This window comes from Halomonas sp. McD50-4, from assembly GCF_022348135.1.
GTDB lineage: Bacteria > Pseudomonadota > Gammaproteobacteria > Pseudomonadales > Halomonadaceae > Vreelandella > Vreelandella piezotolerans.
This window is the reverse complement of sequence record NZ_JAKRFG010000001.1, coordinates 224771-241335: the sequence shown is the minus strand read 5'-3', so window position 1 is coordinate 241335 and position 16565 is coordinate 224771. Positions and strand designations below refer to the sequence as shown.

Sequence of the window (16565 nt, the reverse complement as noted above, 5' to 3'; positions counted from 1 at the left end):
ACAAAGTGAATGCGCTATGTCCTCCTTTATTCTCGCCATCGATCAAGGCACGACCAGCTCCCGCGCCATTCTTTTTGACCGCCAAGGCCAAATTGCGGCAGTTGCCCAACAAGAGTTTCCTCAACACTTCCCACAAGATGGGTGGATCGAACACGACCCGGAAGATATCTGGGAATCGGTGATCGCGACCTGCCGGGAAGTGCTCAGCAAAGCCCAGATAACCCCCGAGCAAGTGGATGGGGTCGGCATTACCAACCAGCGTGAGACCACGGTGGTGTGGGATCGCGACACAGGCAAGCCGCTGTACAACGCCATCGTTTGGCAAGATCGTCGCACCTCCGAGCGCTGTCAGGCGCTACGCGACGAGGGGCATACTGAGTTAGTACAGTCGAAAACTGGCCTATTGATCGACCCTTACTTTTCTGCCACCAAACTGGCCTGGATTCTCGATTGCGTCGAGGGCGCCCGCGAGCGTGCTGCCCGGGGCGAGCTGGCGTTCGGCACCGTCGATAGCTTTTTGATGTGGCGTTTGACCGATGGTAAACGTCACGTGACCGATGCCACCAATGCCTCGCGCACGGCGCTGTTCAACATTCATGACCAAACCTGGGACGAAGAACTGCTGGCGCTATTTGATGTACCCGCCAATATGCTCCCCGAGGTGAACGATTCCAGCGATGATTTTGGCACGGTCGAGGCCCACTGGCTGGGCGCGCCGCTGCCGATTGCAGGTGTCGCGGGTGATCAGCAGGCGGCGCTGGTGGGGCAGGCGTGTTTCAAACCTGGTATGGGTAAAAGCACCTACGGCACCGGCTGTTTCATGATCGTGAATACCGGGGAAACGGCCTCGGTATCGCGTAATCGCCTGCTGACCACCATTGGCTACCGTATCAACGGCAAACCTACTTACGCCATGGAGGGGAGTATTTTCGTAGCAGGCGCCACGGTGCAGTGGCTGCGAGATGGTCTGAATCTGTTTGCGGATGCCTCGGAAACCGAAGCACTGGCCCAGAAAACCCGCAGAGGGCACAGCGTTTACTTGGTGCCTGCGTTTACCGGCCTGGGCGCCCCGCACTGGGACCCTAAGGCCCGTGGCGCTATTTTTGGCCTGACGCGTGACACTGGCATCGCCGAAATCGTCGCGGCGGGGCTTCAGGCGGTGTGTTACCAAACCCGCGACCTGCAGCACTGCATGAACGATGATATGGAAGCGTCACCGGGTAACCTCCGTGTGGATGGCGGTATGGTGAAAAACAGCTGGGTCATGCAGTTTTTGGCCGATATGCTCAATGTCCAAGTTGACCGTCCGACCATTTTGGAAACGACGGCCCTGGGGGCGGCTTACTTGGCAGGGTTACGTCTTGGCTGGTACGACACGTTAGAGGAGATCGAGCAGCTCTGGCGTTGCGAGCGCAGCTTTACGCCCTCCATGGAAGAGGCGACCCGTGAGAAGCTCTACCAGGGCTGGTTGGATGCGGTATCCCGGGTGCGCTCTACGTAAAGAACGTCGCCGCGAAGCGCCATAAAAGATGCCGTTGTCAAACAGCGGCGTTTTTTTATGGCGGTTTTTTAACGAAGCCATCGTCCTTGGTCGTATAGAGAAATCGTTATTTAGGAGTAAACTGCATCCGTTTTTAATGAGCAGGCGTTTTTCATCTTTTAAAGGCGCGTTAGTTCTTCTCCATTGATTTTTTCTTACCCTTTTAAAACAGTCGTTTAACTCTCTTCTTGAAAGTCTACGTCATCGATAGCGCTTCTATGGGTGTTATGTAGTCAAACTACAACCCAGCCTGCTGCCAATGATGCATTGTGAGCATGGCAGCCGTGAACCATAGTGAAGTCATGGATCAGGGCGGTGTTTTGTTATCCCGATACGTCGCACTCATCCTTGCTACATACCGAGGCGCTGCCGTATTACCAGGGCGCTTAAGGCGAAGGTCTTGTAACGCTTGTGACCGTTTCGCAGTTACCGAACTGGGCACTTACCCGGCCCAGCATGAGTAGCAATGTCACCATTCGTCGTTAATTAAGATGGCTGCTCGATTATTCATTACGAAGTATCAAACAATAACGAGCAGCGGCTGACCATACCATGAGGGACTAACCATGAACTGCATCGAATTGAGCCAACAAGCCGACCGTATCGCTAGCTCTTTCAGCAAGCAAGATTTAGCCAAGCTAGTATTGGCGCTGAAGAGCAATCGTGAGTCGCTCCAACATGCCGTCGAAGTCATCGACACCATTGATAGTCGTTCGGGCTGTACGCTGGAAGAAGCATGGGATGAGGTATTAGCGGGCGATTCTCAACTTCTCGTCGAACACGAAGAGTGATGCCTTAACACACTGACTCACGATATTAATACCCCCTGCTATTGCGTTAGCAGGGGGATTTTTATGTGAGCAAGAGTGACGGTTTAGGATGATCGCTTCTGTTTAAGAGAGCGTTTCAACCGGCGGCCGAGATGTATCACGATTCTCTTTGAAGTAGGTGGTAAACCGTTCTTCTGCTTCTTCGCCAAAGAGGACCCGACAGGCCTCTTTGAGGCCTGGCGACTGGCGCAGCTGCTCATGGTGAACGACCAGCGACACCTTGGCGCGGCGGCGTAAGAAGTCTTCCAACTGCGTGATCATCTCATGGTCACGCGCGTGCTCGAGTTCGCAGCGGATGTACTCGGTGCCTTCGATCAAAATATCGGCTTCAGAAGGGTCTTGGCGAATTTTCTCAAGCATGGGAATCGCTTGTTCTGCATAACGTCGCCATAGTCTTGAGGAGAGCGGCTCTGAAGAGGTAGCCGCCGTCATGGCATCCAGGTTCATGCGCTTGGCTTGATCCATAAACTGCTGCTTCACCGGCTCGGGCGGCTCGCCATACCAGTGAAAGTTAGGATCGCTGAGCGCCACGCCAAGCGCTTTTACCTCTTCGGCAATTTCATCGCCCACGTTGAGGCAATCAGTGAGCTTGCCGCCAAAGATACTGATATGGGCACTCTCTGCATTGGTATCGATGACATGCTTGCGCGATAGCTGCAGGAAGTCGCGGTCGCTGCCCTGGTCGGCCTTGATGGCGAGAGGGCGTACCCCGCAGCGCGTCGATATGATGTCGGCTTGGGTGAGCGGTTTGTCGAGCGTCAGGCGCTTGTTGATGTTCTCCAAAACGAACGCGATATCGTCGGCGGTGACGTCGACCTCGGGGTGCTCCATATGGGTGTCGGTGGTGCCGACACAGGTGCGGTTGCCCATCGGAATGACGAAAAATAAGCGTCCATCATCGGCAAAGAACGCCAGCACCCGCTTGGTGTCGGTTAACTGCGGCACAATCAAGTGAATGCCTTTCGAGTAGAGGTGCTGGTGGGACGTTTTTTGCCCCGTCAGGGCATTGTGCTGGTCGACCCAGGGGCCAGCGGCGTTGATCAATACTTTGGAACGAATATTGAAAGTGCTGCCATCCATTACGTTGCGGGCTTTGGTCACCCACACGTCGCCTTCACGCTCAGCGCCCAGCGATTCGACATAGTTGGCAGCGACGGCACCGTAATTGAGCGCATGGCGCACGAAGTTGAACACGAAGCGAGCGTCGTTATCATGCAGGTAAGCATCCGAGTACTCGAACCCGCCAACGGCACCTTCAATGTCGATAATCGGCTCTTCTTGCTTGATCTTTTTGGGCGAGAGTAGGCGCGGTAGCTTGGTAAAGCCGTTGCCCATGAGCCAGTAAAGCCAAGTGCCCGCCCACAAATAGCGCGGAGAGTGGCGGAAACCTTGTGTAATCGTGGTGAGGAAACGAATTTCTTGAACGGTAGACGGGTAGCTTTTGATTAAGTGGTTGCGGCTTTTGCAGAGCTTACGTACCAGCGCAAAGTCTTTGCTTTCCATGTATTTGATGCCGCCCCAAACCAGGTTCGAGGAGTGCATGCTGGTACTGCCAGCAAAGTCGCCACGGTCGATTAGGGCTACTTTAGCACCTTTGCCCGCAAGAGCAGCGGCGGTTGCTGCACCATTGATGCCGCCACCGATAATCAGTGCGTCAAAGTCATCAGTGTGCAATTTCTCGACATTACGGTTACGCAGTTTCATAGCGGTTCCAATTAATTAAGAAAAAGCCCCGTGTCGGTTGCGGTCTCAACGAGTGGAGAGGGCAACAATGCCCGCCGCTGATGACACCACGGAAAAGGGGCGGGCTGGCGCCCGCCCTATAGGTCTTAGCGGGTGCCGGCCGCCATCCATGCTTCCATCATTTCATCGTAAGGAACGGTGGTGCCTTGCGGCATCTCGTTATCCAGCTTTGCTTTGGGTGCGCCTTCCTGGTCAAGCCAGTACTGCGGGTCGCGTTCTTCGTTCAGCACCGGGGCATAGCTGTCGAAGACGTTGGCCCGTGCCAAGCGGTTCATGGTGTTGTCCATGTCGGCGGCGAGCTTGTCGAGGCCTTCTTGGGGCGTGACTTCACCACTCATCACCGGTGCCAGGTTCTGCCACCACAGCGGTGCCATGCGTGGGTAGTCCGGTACGTTGGTGCCGGTAGGGGTCCAGTTAGACTCGTTGGGGCTGCGGTAGAACTCCACCAGGCCGCCCAGTCGGGGTGCCATTTCGGTCATCTGCTCGGAGAAGATGTCCGACTCGCGAATTGGCGTTAGGCCCGCCATCAGTTTTTCCAGCGAGGTGGTTTTCGCCACGGTGAACTGGGCAAACAGCCAAGCGGCCGTGCGGCGATCTTCAGGCGTAGAATCGAAGAAGGTCCAGGCACCTACGTCCTGATAACCCACCTTCATGCCCTCTTCCCAATAGGGGCCAGTGGGAGAGGGTGCCATGCGCCACAGCGGGTTGCCTTCGTCGTCGGTGACGGCAACAGACGGGTCGGTCATGTCGGCGGTGAAGGCGGTGTACCAGAAGATCTGCTGAGCGATATGGCCCTGGGCGGGCACGGGGCCAGCTTCACCAAAGGTCATGCCCTGGGCTTCGGGCGGTGCGAAATCACGCAGCCAATCCACGGCTTTCTGCATGGCGAAGACGGAAGCAGGTGAGTTGGTCGCACCACCCCGGCTTACGCTTGCGCCGACCGGCTGGCTCTCTTCATTCACACGAATACCCCAGTCATCCACCGGATTGCCGGACGGTACGCCGGGGCTACCCATGCCTGCCATGGAGAGCCAGGAGTCGTGGAAGCGCCAACCCAAAGAGGGGTCGCGGCGGCCGTAGTCCATGTGCCCGTAGACCTTAGTACCGTCGATCTCACCGACATGCTCGGTAAAGAATTCGGCGATATCTTCATAAGCGGTCCAGTTGGTGGGCACGCCTAAATCGTAGCCGTAAATGTCACGGAACTGCTCTTGCAAGTCTTCACGCTGGAACCAGTCATAACGGAACCAGTACAGGTTGGCGAACTGCTGGGTAGGGAGCTGATAGAGGCTGCCATCGGGGCCGGTGCCATACTGCAAACCGATGAAGTCGTCCAGGTCCAGCGTCGGCAGGGTATAGTCTGCCCACTCGTTCTCCATGGCTTCGCTAAGGTTGATGGTGGTGCCGTAGCGAATATGCGTGCCGATGGAGTCGGTGTCGTTGACGAAGCCGTCGTAGATGCTGTTGCCCGACTGCATCTGGTTCTGCATGGTGTCGACCACGTCACCTTCGCCGATGATGTTATGGGTCAGGTTGATGCCGGTCAGCTCGCTAAACGCGGGAGCGAGCACTTCGCTTTCATACACGTGCGTGGTCAGGCCTTCCGCTACGGTCTGAATATCCATGCCCCGGAACGGCTCGGCCGCTTTGGCAAACCAGAGTAGTTCTTCGATCTGCTCCTCGCGGCTGAGCGTCGAATCTTGGAAGTGCTCGTCTACCAGGCGCTCCGCTATGGCCCGCGCGTCGTGGTCATCTGCCATGAGACTTCCCGATGCGAGCATTAGGCTAGCGGCGAGGGTAGTGAGTTTGAACTTGTTATTACGCATGTTGACCTCGTTTTGTTGTGCTCTTCCTTGATGACGTGAGCGTCCTTGATACCGCCGTACATCCGCTGAGAAAGCCGTTGGCCTAGCCCCAGCGCATCAACACCAGCAGCCATACCGCTGATAGTGCCAGCGCTATCCAAATGGATAGCGTTGTGAAGCCAATCACCCCCAGGTGAATAAACGCGGCGGAGAGCAGGCCGATGAACAGCCGGTCGCCGCGGGTGGTGCTAATGGGTAGAAACCCCTTGCGTTCGACGGTGGGGGATAAGATCTCCCACAGCGTCATCCCTGCTAGCATCGCTGCAATGGATGAAAAGAAAATGGCAGTCGGTGTCGTCCATACCATCCAAGACATAACGGTGCTCCTTAGGTGCGGCCCAGGGCAAAGCCCTTGGCGATATGGTTGCGAACGAAGTACACCACCAAAATGCCCGGCACGATGGTCAGCACCCCGGCGGCGGCCAGTGTGCCCCAATCGATACCCGACGCGGTGGAGGTCCGTGTCATGATCATGCCAATCGGTTGGGCATCGGTCGCTGTTAGCGTGCGAGCCAGCAGCAGCTCGACCCACGAGAACATGAACAGGAAGAAGAGCGTCACACCGATACCGGAACGGATCATAGGGATGAAGATCTTGATGAAGAAGCGTGGAAAGCTATACCCATCGATATAGGCCGTCTCATCGATCTCTTTCGGCACGCTGCTCATGAAACCTTCCAAAATCCAGATGGCCAACGGAATGTTGAACAGGCAGTGGGCCAACGCCACGGCAATGTGGGTATCGAACAAGCCTACCGAGTAGTAGAGCTGGAAATAGGGCAGCAGGAACACCGCAGGCGGTGCCATCAGGTTGGTGAGCAGCCAGAAGAACAGGTGCTTGTCGCCGATGAAGCGGTAACGGCTGAACGCATAGGCGGCAGGTAGCGCCACACAGATGGTGATCAGCATGTTGAGCGCTACATACAACATCGAGTTCACATAACCCATGTACCAGCTTGAGTTAGTGAAAATGCCGATGTAGTTATCGAACGTCAGGTTTTGGGGCCATAGCGTCATGGAGCCCAAAATCTCGCTGTTGGTTTGCAGCGACATGTTGATAAGCCAGTAAATTGGCAAGATCATCAGAAACAGATAGAGCCCCAAGAGAAACCGCGCGCGAAAGCGACTGCGAGCGTTGCGCTTGCGCCGTTGGGCCGGGGTCGTGCGGCTAAATATGGTGTTGTACTTCTCGCCCTGCTGGGCGTTGTCTATGCGGTACATATCATGCTCCCCCGTGCGGGTTCTTATCTTTTTGCATGTGCATGATGGTGGTGTAGAAGACCCAGCTCACCAGCAAAATGACCAGGAAGTAGATGATCGAGAACGCGGCAGAGGGTCCTAGATCCTGCTGGCCGATGGCCATGGTGGCCAGTGACTGGCTCAGAAAGGTCGTGGAGCTACCCGGGCCGCCGCCGGTCAGTACGAAAGGTTCGGCGTAAATCATGAACGAGTGCATGAAACGCAGGAGCACCGCAATGACCAGCACGTTGGTGAGCTTGGGAAGCTGGATGTAGCGGAAGATGGCCCACTTGGAGGCGCGGTCGATACGCGCGGCTTGGTAGTAAGCCTCGGGAATCGAACGCAGGCCGCTGTAGCAGAGCATGGCCACCAGTGGGGTCCAGTGCCACACGTCCATCAAAATGATCGTCGCCCAGGCATCCCCCGCATTGCGGGTAATGTTGTAGTTGATGCCCAACTCCCGCAGGCCCCAGCCCATCAGGCCGATATCGCCACGGGTGAAGATCTGCCAAATGCTGCCCACCACGTTCCAAGGGATCAGAAGCGGCAGGGTAATCAAGATCAGTACGGCAGAGGCCTGCCAGCCGCGCTTAGGCATGATCAGCGCAATGCCAATGCCCAAAGGCACTTGGATGGCGAGAATGGTCAGGGAAAACAAAATCTGACGCACGAAGGCATCGCGCAGCGCCGAGTCGTTCAAGATGCTATGAAACCACTCGGTACCGGTGAAGAAGCGGGCATTAGGGCCGAGCACGTCCTGTACCGAGTAGTTGACCACGGTCATCAAAGGAATGATGGCGGAAAAGGCCACCAGCACCAGCATGGGAAGTACCAGTAGCCATGCGCGGTTATTGAGTACTTTGTTATTCATGGCCGATCTCCACTAGGTATTCATCGACATAAAGCGCGATGTGCTGATCGGAAAACGTGGCGTGGGCCGCGTCCCCGATCGGCGCATGCCCCTCGGGCAGCCTTGCCTTGAACAACTGGCCATTGAGGGTAAAGCTCAGCAATGAATAGGTGCCCAAGTCCTGCAGGTTGACCACTTCAATAGGTACGCTGTCAGCCCCGGGGGTTTGGCTGACGGAAATGAACTCAGGGCGAATGCCGAGTTTGATATTGCTAGAGCTAGACGCCGCCACGCTGCGGCTAATGGCCTCGTTCACAGGTAGTGGCAGATCGCCAAACATCACATTGCCCGCTCGATGGGTAACGCTCATGAAGTTCATGCCTGGGCTGCCAATGAAGTAACCCACGAAGGTATGCGCCGGTTTTTCGAACAGCTCACGAGGCGTGCCGAACTGCACCACCTGGCCGTCGTACATCACTGCGATCTTGTCCGCGAAGGTAGAGGCTTCGAGCTGATCGTGGGTGACGTAGATCATGGTGATATTGAAGCGCTCATGGATCTCTTTGAGCTTGCGGCGCAGCTTCCACTTCAGCTGTGGATCGATCACCGTGAGCGGCTCATCGAACAAGATGGCGGAGACGTCGTCACGCACTAGGCCGCGGCCCATGGACACTTTCTGCTTCTCATCGGCGGTGAGGTTTTTGGCTTTCCGAGAGAGCAGCGGCGTAAGATCGAGTATGTCGGCAATTTCACGAACTTTCGGGTCGACCTTGTACTCGGGAGTGTTCATGTTGCGTAACGGAAAAGCCAGGTTGTCGTACACCGTCATGGTGTCGTAGATCACCGGGAACTGAAACACCTGGGCAATGTTGCGCTCCTCCGGTGGCAGCTCGTTCACGCGATGCCCGTCGAACAGTACGTCACCTTCTGAAGGCTCCAGCAGGCCCGAAATGATGTTCAACAGCGTTGATTTACCGCAGCCCGACGGGCCCAGCAGGGCATAAGCGCCGCCCTGATGCCACACGTGATCCATCTGACGAATCGCGTAGTCGCTGTGGCTGCTAGGACTTTTGCTATAGCTGTGCGCCAAGCCTTTTAAAGTAATCTCAGCCATGGGCAACGCTCCCTTGAGCAGAAGAGGGGATGTGCACGGTGCTGCCCTGTTTATCGAAGGCGTAGAGCTGATGCGTTGGGAAGTACACGTTGATCGCATCGTTGACGTGAAACTCGTGAATTCCCGCTAAATGTAGCACCAGTGGGAAGCGCTCATGGCGCACGTGTAAGAACGTTTCAGAACCGCTTATCTCGGCGACGTCGACCCTGACTGGCAGCTCGAGATCGTCGACTGACTGTGGGTTGAGGGTGATATGAGAGGCGCGCACGCCAAAGTCGTAATCGCCAGGGGCTAGCATCTGCAGCGCTGGGTCGCAGGGAAAATGTAGCGACTGATCGAAGGTGATGTCCGTCGCGGTGAGTTTGCCGGGCACGATGTTGATCGGCGGCTCGGAGAACATCTCGGCGCTGTGGCGACCGTTGGGCTCGCGATAGACTTGCTCGGTGGGGCCGTACTGGAGCAGCCGTCCTTCGTGCAGCACGGCCGTATTGCCGCCGAGTGCCAGCGCTTCGTTGGGTTCGGTGGTCGCATAAACGGCAATGCAGTTACGGGCTTTGAACAGCTCACGCAGCTCGTCGCGGAGTTCTTCGCGCAGTTTGTAGTCCAGATTGACCAACGGCTCGTCGAACAAAATCAGATCGGCATCTTTGACAAGTGCCCGTCCCATGGCCGTCCGCTGCTGCTGTCCGCCGGAGAGCTCTTGCGGGTAGCGATCAAGGAGATGTTCGATATGCAGCATTTCGGCAATGCTGCCGACACGGCGATCGATTTCCTGCTGAGGCGTTTTGGCTAGTTTCAGCGGTGAAGCAATATTGTCGCGTACCGTCAGGCTGGGGTAATTGATGAACTGTTGGTAGACCATCGACACGTTGCGTTTGCGAACCGACACGCCCGTGACGTCTTTGCCGTCCATGAAGATGCGCCCGCGGGTAGGTTGCTCCAAGCCTGCCATGAGACGCATGAGCGTGGTTTTGCCTGCTAAGGTCCGTCCCAGCAATACGTTGAAGGAACCGGGTTCCAGTTCGAGATCCACCCCACTGATGTGGGATTGACCCCCGACGACATGGTCGATGTGTTGCAAATGTAAGGACATGCCAATCTCGCTAGCGTCGTTGTTATTGATAGGTGGTATCGATATGGGTGGTATCGTCGATAGTTGCGCAGCGCGCTGATCGCGGGATGGGTGGTTGGTCATGTTTGTTGACCGTTTATTATCAGACAACCTACCCAGGCGATATTTTCATTAACGAAAGGCTAGTTGATCATTTTCGAACTTGCAACGCTTTTGATGGCCGTTTGTATTCGCTTTTAGGCGTAGAAAGAGCCCGAATGGTGCTTTTTTGACTCGTTGAATCGACAGCTGAGCGTTCGGCAATGGCTTTTGAGTGCTTTCATGTTCGTTTGCTTCGTTTTAGAACATGACGTCCGCGCAAAAAAAACCGGCCCCAAAAGGGCCGGTCGAGGGTCTCGCTAGATGAGGGTCGTGTTATTTGACGCTGGTTTCTGCCGATGGTGACGCCTTGGCCGATGTTGCGTTGTGGTCGATCAATGTCGACTTGTCGTTGGCAAAGGCGTCGTAAGCGAAGTCATCGACGGTCAGCATTTCCAGTACTTCGGCTTCGAACGTGCGCATGAAGGCAGCGTCCTCTTCGTTGATCAAGCCTTTCTCCAACGCGGCTTCCACACGTGCTTCGGGGTGCAGCGCGGTGTGTGGCAGTTCCCCTTTGGCGTAGGCTTTGTTAACCGTGCGGTAGATCGATTCGGCGCGGTCGTAATCACCCAGCAGAGCGTTATAGCTTGCCAGCGGATTGCTCACCGCACCGTCGTCTTTGTCCCAGGTGTTCGAAAGCAGCTTGCTGCGCAGCGCGCTATGAGTCGATACCCGCTGGGCAATATCCCGCGCCAGGTCGTCATGGGGTTTGTTCCAACGGCGGCCCGTCGGCATGACAACCACTTTTAGCACCTTGCCCAGGGCGCGGTTGGGCAGGTTGTCGAAGATCTCGACAAACGCCTGTTCAGCGCGGTTGAGCAGGAACTGCAGGCTGTAGTGCAGCAGCGCTTCTTCGCCTTCTACCTTGTTGCCGGTGTGCCACTGCTTGAGCACCATGGATGCCAGATAGAGGTTGGAGAGAATGTCGCCCAGTCGTGCCGAGAGCATTTCGCGTTTTTTCAGCGCAGAGCCTAGGCTGGCCATGGCGGCATCTGCACACAGGCCAAAGCCGGCTGAGAGGCGTGCGATATCCTGGGCGTAGCCAGCAGCGGGGCCGCTGAACGGTACGCTCGGCTTGCCCATGCCTAGCCCCAGGGTGAAAGCGCGCGCCGCGTTGCCAAAGATCAAGCCCGCATGCCCGAAGAAGGCTTTGTCGAAGGCTTTGACGTCATTGGCGTCTTTGGCGGCCAGCTCTTCAAGCACGTAAGGGTGGCAGCGAATAGCCCCCTGGCCAAAGATCATCAGGTTGCGGGTCATGATGTTCGCGCCTTCCACGGTGATGGCGACCGGGTTGGCGCTATAGCCAATGCCCAGGTAGTTGCGCGGGCCAAGCGTGACCGCTTTACCACCGTGAACGTCCATCGCATCGCTCAGCAGCACGCGCTGGAATTCGGTCAGCTGGCTTTTCAGGATGGCAGAGGGGACCGCTGGTTTCTCGCCGTGGTCGATCAGGTTAGCGGTTTGGTACACCGTGGCCGCCGAAATGTAGGCCAGCGACGCCATACGTGCCAACGGCTCTTGCACGCCTTCCATCTCGGCCACCGGCACGTTGAACTGACGACGCACGCGGGTGAAACCGCCGCTCCAGCCCAGCGCGTAGCGCGCGGTGCCCGTTGCGCCGGAGGGTAGCGTGATACAGCGACCAATCGACAGGCACTCGACCAGCATACGCCAGCCTTGGCCGATCATATCCGGGCCGCCGATGATGGTTTCCAGCGGTACGAACACGTCTTTTCCCTTGATCGGGCCGTTCATGAACGGGCTACCGATGGGGTGATGGCGACGACCGATGTCCATGCCTTGGGTGTCGCGGGGAATTAGCGCCAGGGTAATACCACGGTCTTCCTCATCGCCCAGCAGGTTGTCCGGGTCGAACAAGCGGAACGCCAAGCCAACCACGGTGGCGATGGGCGCCAGGGTGATCCAGCGTTTCTCGAAATTCAGACGAACGCCGATCACTTCCTCGCCATCGATGACCTGCTTGCACACCACGCCGGTATCCGGCAGCGAGGTCGCATCGGAGCCTGCACGGGGGCCGGTAAGGCCAAAACAGGGAATTTCACGACCATCGGCCAGGCGCGGCAGATAGTGGTCTTTCTGCGCTTGGGTGCCGTACTTCAGCAGCAGTTCGCCCGGGCCCAGAGAGTTGGGCACGCCTACGGTGACCATCAACGTTTCGTTGGCGGAGAGCTTTTGCAGCACCATGGACTGCGCTTTGGCCGAGAACCCCAGGCCGCCGTACTCCTTCGGAATGATCATGCCGAAGAAGCCCTCTTTCTTCAGGTAATCCCACAACTCCTGGGGCAGATCGGCGCGCTCACGGGCAATCTCCCAAGCGTTGCACATGCCGGCAGCTTTGGCGCACTGGTTGTCTAGAAACGCCTGCTCTTCATCACTCAAGCCGCCGTCTTTGAAGTCGAGCAGCGATTGCCATTGGGGTTTACCCGAGAAGAGTTCGCCGTCCCAAGAGACGCTGCCCGCTTCCAAGGCGGTACGCTCGGTCGCCGATACTTTGGGAGCGACTTTTTTGAAGGTGGCAAAGATGCGCGGCGTCAACCATTGGCGACGCAGTGCAGGTAGGCCTGCAACGGCCACTGCCGCAGCGCCAATCAACAGCAGTGTGCCCACGATTGGGGCGCCGAGTACCAGGCCGGCTAAGCCCAGTACGCCTAACAGAGCAAGCGCAGGGGTGGCCCCTGCCTCGCGACGCATCACCACGAGCAAGCCGGCAGCGGCAAGCACGATGAGGAGTAAGGTGAGCATGGGTGTTCTCCGTGGGTGGTTATCGATGAACGTATTTAAACGTATGTTTGAATATTCGCAGAGTCATGATGCTTAGTGCAAGCCTTTCACCGTCATACGTTCGCTTTATATCTTCAATGTAGCGCAGTTAGGGCATAAAAAAACGCCATGGCGCGAGGCCATGGCGTTTTGACGCAGCGGGTCGATAAGCCCGAACTCGTCTCAGACTACGATGCCTGTTTGGCAGGCGCGCCGTTGGCGACGTAGTAATCTACGCTGGCACGGGGCAGGGGCTCGCGACCACGAATACGGTCGGCGATTTTTTCGGCCAGCATGATGGTGGGAGCATTCAGGTTGCCGGTTGGAATGACCGGAAATAGTGATGCATCCACCACGCGCAGTCCTTCGAGCCCATGTACACGGCCTTGGGCATCGGTCACCGCCATGTCATCTTCGCCCATGCGGCAGCTGCCGCAGGGGTGATAAGCAGTTTCGGCGTGCTGCTTGACGAAATTGTCGAGCTCTTCGTCGCTCTGCACGTCCGGGCCTGGGGCAATTTCCCGGCCTCGGTATCGGTCGAAGGCGGGCTGGGCGATGATCTCGCGAGTTAGGCGAATCGCGTCGCGGAACTCTTCCCAATCCTTCTCTTTGGCCATGTAGTTGAACAGAATGCTCGGTGCTGCATGGGGGTCTTTCGACGTAAGACGAATGCGTCCACGGCTCTCAGAGCGCATGGAGCCCACGTGGGCTTGGAAACCGTGTGCGTCGACGGCACTTTTACCGTTGTAGCTGATGGCAATGGGCAGGAAGTGGTACTGCAGGTTAGGCCACTCCTCGTCATCGCGGCTACGAATGAAGCCACAGGACTCGAACTGGTTGCTGGCGCCCACACCGGTGCCTTTGAACAGCCACTCTGCACCGATTTTTGGCTGGTTGTACCACTTCAGCGCCGGGTAGAGCGAAATGGGCTCTTTGCACTCGTACTGAATGTACATTTCCAGATGGTCTTGCAGGTTTTCGCCGACGCCGGGCAGTTCATGTACGACGGGAATGCCCAGCTCTTTCAGCCACTCAGGGTTACCCACGCCGGAGCGCTGGAGAATTTGCGGGGAGGCAATCGCACCACCGCACAGCAGCACTTCGCGACGCGCGCGAGCCTGCTTGGGCTGGCCTTTCTGCTCGTAGCGGACGCCGACGGCGCGCTTACCATCGAATTCGATCACATCGGTGACGGCGCGGGTTTCGATGGTCAGGTTACTGCGCTGTTTGGCCGTGTCCAGGTAGCCGCGAGCGGTGGAGGCGCGGCGGCCCTTCGGCGTTACGAAGCGGTCCATCGGGCCGAAGCCCTCTTGTTGGTAGCCGTTGACGTCCTCGGTTTCTGGATAACCGGCTTGCTTGCCCGCCTCGATAAAGGTGCGGTAAAGCGGGTTATTGCCCGCTTTGGGCGTGGTCACGCTGACGGGCCCGTCGCCACCGTGGTAGTCGTTCGGGCCGATATCGCGGGTTTCGCTCTTTTTGAAGTAGGGCAGGCAGCTTAAATAATCCCACTCCTCCAAACCGGGCTGTTTGGCCCAGTGGTCGTAATCAAGCGCATTGCCGCGGATGTAGCACATACCGTTGATCAGCGAGGAGCCGCCTAGGCCTTTGCCACGCCCGCACTCCATACGGCGATTGTCCATATTAGGTTCAGGGTCGGTTTCGAACGCCCAGTTATAACGCTTGCCCTGCAGCGGGTAAGCCAGCGCCGCGGGCATTTGAGTGCGAAAATCGAAGCGGTAGTCGGGGCCGCCGGCCTCCAGCAGCAGCACGCTGACATCGCTGTCTTCGGTCAGACGCGTGGCCAGCACGTTACCTGCTGAACCGGCGCCGATGATAATGTAATCAAACTCAGTTGCTTGAGACATAGCGGTTCTCTCATCCAGAAGGGGGAGTTCGGTGTACGAAAGCTGGGTTTAGCCTTTAAAACACCGACTCGAACGGCCCCATCTCGATCTGCACGGACTTGGTTTGCGTGTAGTGATTGAGCGTTTCCACTCCGTTTTCACGGCCAATACCGGACTCTTTGTAGCCACCCACCGGCATTTCAGACGGAGATTCACCCCACGTATTGACCCAGCAGATGCCGGCTTCTAACTGGTGAATCACACGGTGCGCGCGGTTCAGGCTTTCGCTGAAGACGCCGGCGGCCAGGCCGTATTTGGTGTCGTTGGCGCGACGGATGACTTCCTCTTCGTCGTCGAAGGCCAGTACTGACATTACCGGGCCAAAGATCTCCTCTTTGACGATACGCATCTCGTCGGTGCAGTCGGTGAATACCGTGGGGGCCGCCCAAGCGCCTTTGGCCCATTCGCCGCTGTTCCATGCGTCGCCCCCGACCAGCACGCGTGCGCCTTGCTCTTTGCCCAGTGCGATATAGGAGAGCACTTTTTCCTGATGCTCGAAGCTGACAAGCGGACCGAAATTGACGCTCGGATCCATCGGGTCGCCCGCTTTGATACGCGCTACACGCTCGACCAACTTGGCTTCGAACGCCTCTTTGACGCTGCGCTCGACGAACACGCGGGTACCGTTGGTGCAGATTTGGCCGCTAGAGTAGAAGTTCGCCATCATGGCGGCATCGGCTGCGCGATCAAGATCCGCGTCGGCAAACACGATCAGCGGAGATTTACCGCCGAGTTCCATCGTCACGTCTTTTAGCGTGGAACCACCGGCAGCGGCCATGACCTTCTTACCCGTGCCGACTTCCCCCGTGAACGAGACTTTGGCAATGCCCTCGTGCTCGGTCAGCATGGCGCCGACGCGACCATCGCCCTGTACCACGTTGAACACGCCGTTCGGTAGGCCTGCTTCGGTTAAAATGTTGGCAAGCTTCATCGCCGTCAGCGGCGTCACTTCGCTGGGCTTGAAGACGATGGCGTTACCCGCTGCCAGCGCCGGAGCCGCTTTCCAGCAGGCGATTTGAATCGGGTAGTTCCAGGCACCAATGGCGCCGATCACACCTAGCGGTTCGCGGCGGGTATACACGAACGAGCTGTCGCGCAGAGGAATCTGGTGGCCCTCGATGGCGGGGGCAAGGCCTGCGTAGTACTCCAGGGCATCGGCACCGGTCACGATATCGACGCTGGCGGTTTCGCTGATGGGTTTACCGGTATTGCGGGTTTCCAGCTCGGCGAGCTCATCGTTGCGTTCGCGCAGAAGTGCCACGGCGCGTAGCAGGATGCGCGAGCGCTCCATGCCGGTCATGGCGGCCCACTCGCGCTGGCCACGCTGTGCGGCCTGAACGGCGCTATCGACATCGGCTTGGCTTGCTTGACCAATGGTGGCCAGCAGGCTGCCATCATAAGGATTGGTCACGGTAAACGTTTCGCCGGAGGTGGCATCAACCGGGCGACCATCGATGTAGAGGGGCTGTACGTCTTGAGCGGCCATGTC

12 protein-coding genes are annotated in these 16565 nt (G+C 57.4%); 2 read left to right on the top strand and 10 right to left on the bottom strand.

The window, feature by feature from the left end:
• The first annotated feature begins 16 nt into the window (after positions 1 to 16).
• Together glpK and MHM85_RS01160 are read left to right on the top strand one after the other, a co-directional pair.
• A complete protein-coding gene (gene glpK, locus MHM85_RS01165; protein ID WP_153843715.1) occupies positions 17 to 1501 on the top strand; it encodes a glycerol kinase GlpK in 1485 nt (494 codons plus the stop codon).
• A gap of 605 nt (positions 1502 to 2106) precedes the next feature.
• Positions 2107 to 2331 carry a hypothetical protein gene (locus MHM85_RS01160; RefSeq protein WP_044628033.1) on the top strand — a complete coding sequence of 75 codons (225 nt, stop codon included), beginning with the start codon at positions 2107 to 2109 and terminating at the stop codon, positions 2329 to 2331.
• Positions 2332 to 2433: 102 nt separating this feature from the next.
• Here MHM85_RS01160 and MHM85_RS01155 read toward each other — a convergent pair whose 3' ends face one another.
• From MHM85_RS01155 to betB, 10 genes are all read right to left on the bottom strand, one after another.
• Positions 2434 to 4074, bottom strand: a complete 1641-nt coding sequence (locus MHM85_RS01155) for an FAD-dependent oxidoreductase (protein ID WP_139527352.1) — start codon at positions 4072 to 4074, stop codon at positions 2434 to 2436.
• A gap of 125 nt (positions 4075 to 4199) precedes the next feature.
• Entirely contained in the window at positions 4200 to 5939 is a 1740-nt protein-coding gene (locus MHM85_RS01150) for an ABC transporter substrate-binding protein (protein ID WP_153843717.1), read from the bottom strand.
• Positions 5940 to 6021: 82 nt separating this feature from the next.
• Positions 6022 to 6294 carry a DUF2160 domain-containing protein gene (locus tag MHM85_RS01145; protein WP_044628030.1) on the bottom strand — a complete coding sequence of 91 codons (273 nt, stop codon included), beginning with the start codon at positions 6292 to 6294 and terminating at the stop codon, positions 6022 to 6024.
• A gap of 11 nt (positions 6295 to 6305) precedes the next feature.
• The gene (locus MHM85_RS01140; protein WP_062359364.1) at positions 6306 to 7199 is read right to left on the bottom strand and encodes a carbohydrate ABC transporter permease; all 894 of its coding nucleotides are present in this window, start codon (positions 7197 to 7199) and stop codon (positions 6306 to 6308) included.
• Position 7200: 1 nt separating this feature from the next.
• Positions 7201 to 8088 carry a sugar ABC transporter permease gene (locus tag MHM85_RS01135; RefSeq protein ID WP_044628028.1) on the bottom strand — a complete coding sequence of 296 codons (888 nt, stop codon included), beginning with the start codon at positions 8086 to 8088 and terminating at the stop codon, positions 7201 to 7203.
• Positions 8081 to 9181 (bottom strand): ABC transporter ATP-binding protein, encoded by a 1101-nt coding sequence (locus MHM85_RS01130; protein WP_139527355.1) that lies wholly within the window; start codon positions 9179 to 9181, stop codon positions 8081 to 8083. The genes MHM85_RS01135 and MHM85_RS01130 overlap by 8 nt, the downstream gene beginning before the upstream one ends.
• Complete coding sequence (locus MHM85_RS01125) at positions 9174 to 10274, bottom strand: ABC transporter ATP-binding protein (RefSeq protein ID WP_239283518.1); 1101 nt, start codon at positions 10272 to 10274, stop codon at positions 9174 to 9176. The genes MHM85_RS01130 and MHM85_RS01125 overlap by 8 nt, the downstream gene beginning before the upstream one ends.
• Positions 10275 to 10667: 393 nt before the next feature.
• The gene (locus tag MHM85_RS01120; RefSeq protein WP_239283516.1) at positions 10668 to 13154 is read right to left on the bottom strand and encodes an acyl-CoA dehydrogenase; all 2487 of its coding nucleotides are present in this window, start codon (positions 13152 to 13154) and stop codon (positions 10668 to 10670) included.
• Positions 13155 to 13360: 206 nt separating this feature from the next.
• Positions 13361 to 15037, bottom strand: coding sequence for a choline dehydrogenase (gene betA, locus MHM85_RS01115; protein ID WP_239283514.1), 1677 nt, complete (start codon positions 15035 to 15037; stop codon positions 13361 to 13363).
• 55 nt (positions 15038 to 15092) lie between these two features.
• A complete protein-coding gene (gene betB, locus MHM85_RS01110) occupies positions 15093 to 16562 on the bottom strand; it encodes a betaine-aldehyde dehydrogenase (RefSeq protein WP_239283497.1) in 1470 nt (489 codons plus the stop codon).
• Positions 16563 to 16565 lie beyond the last annotated feature (3 nt).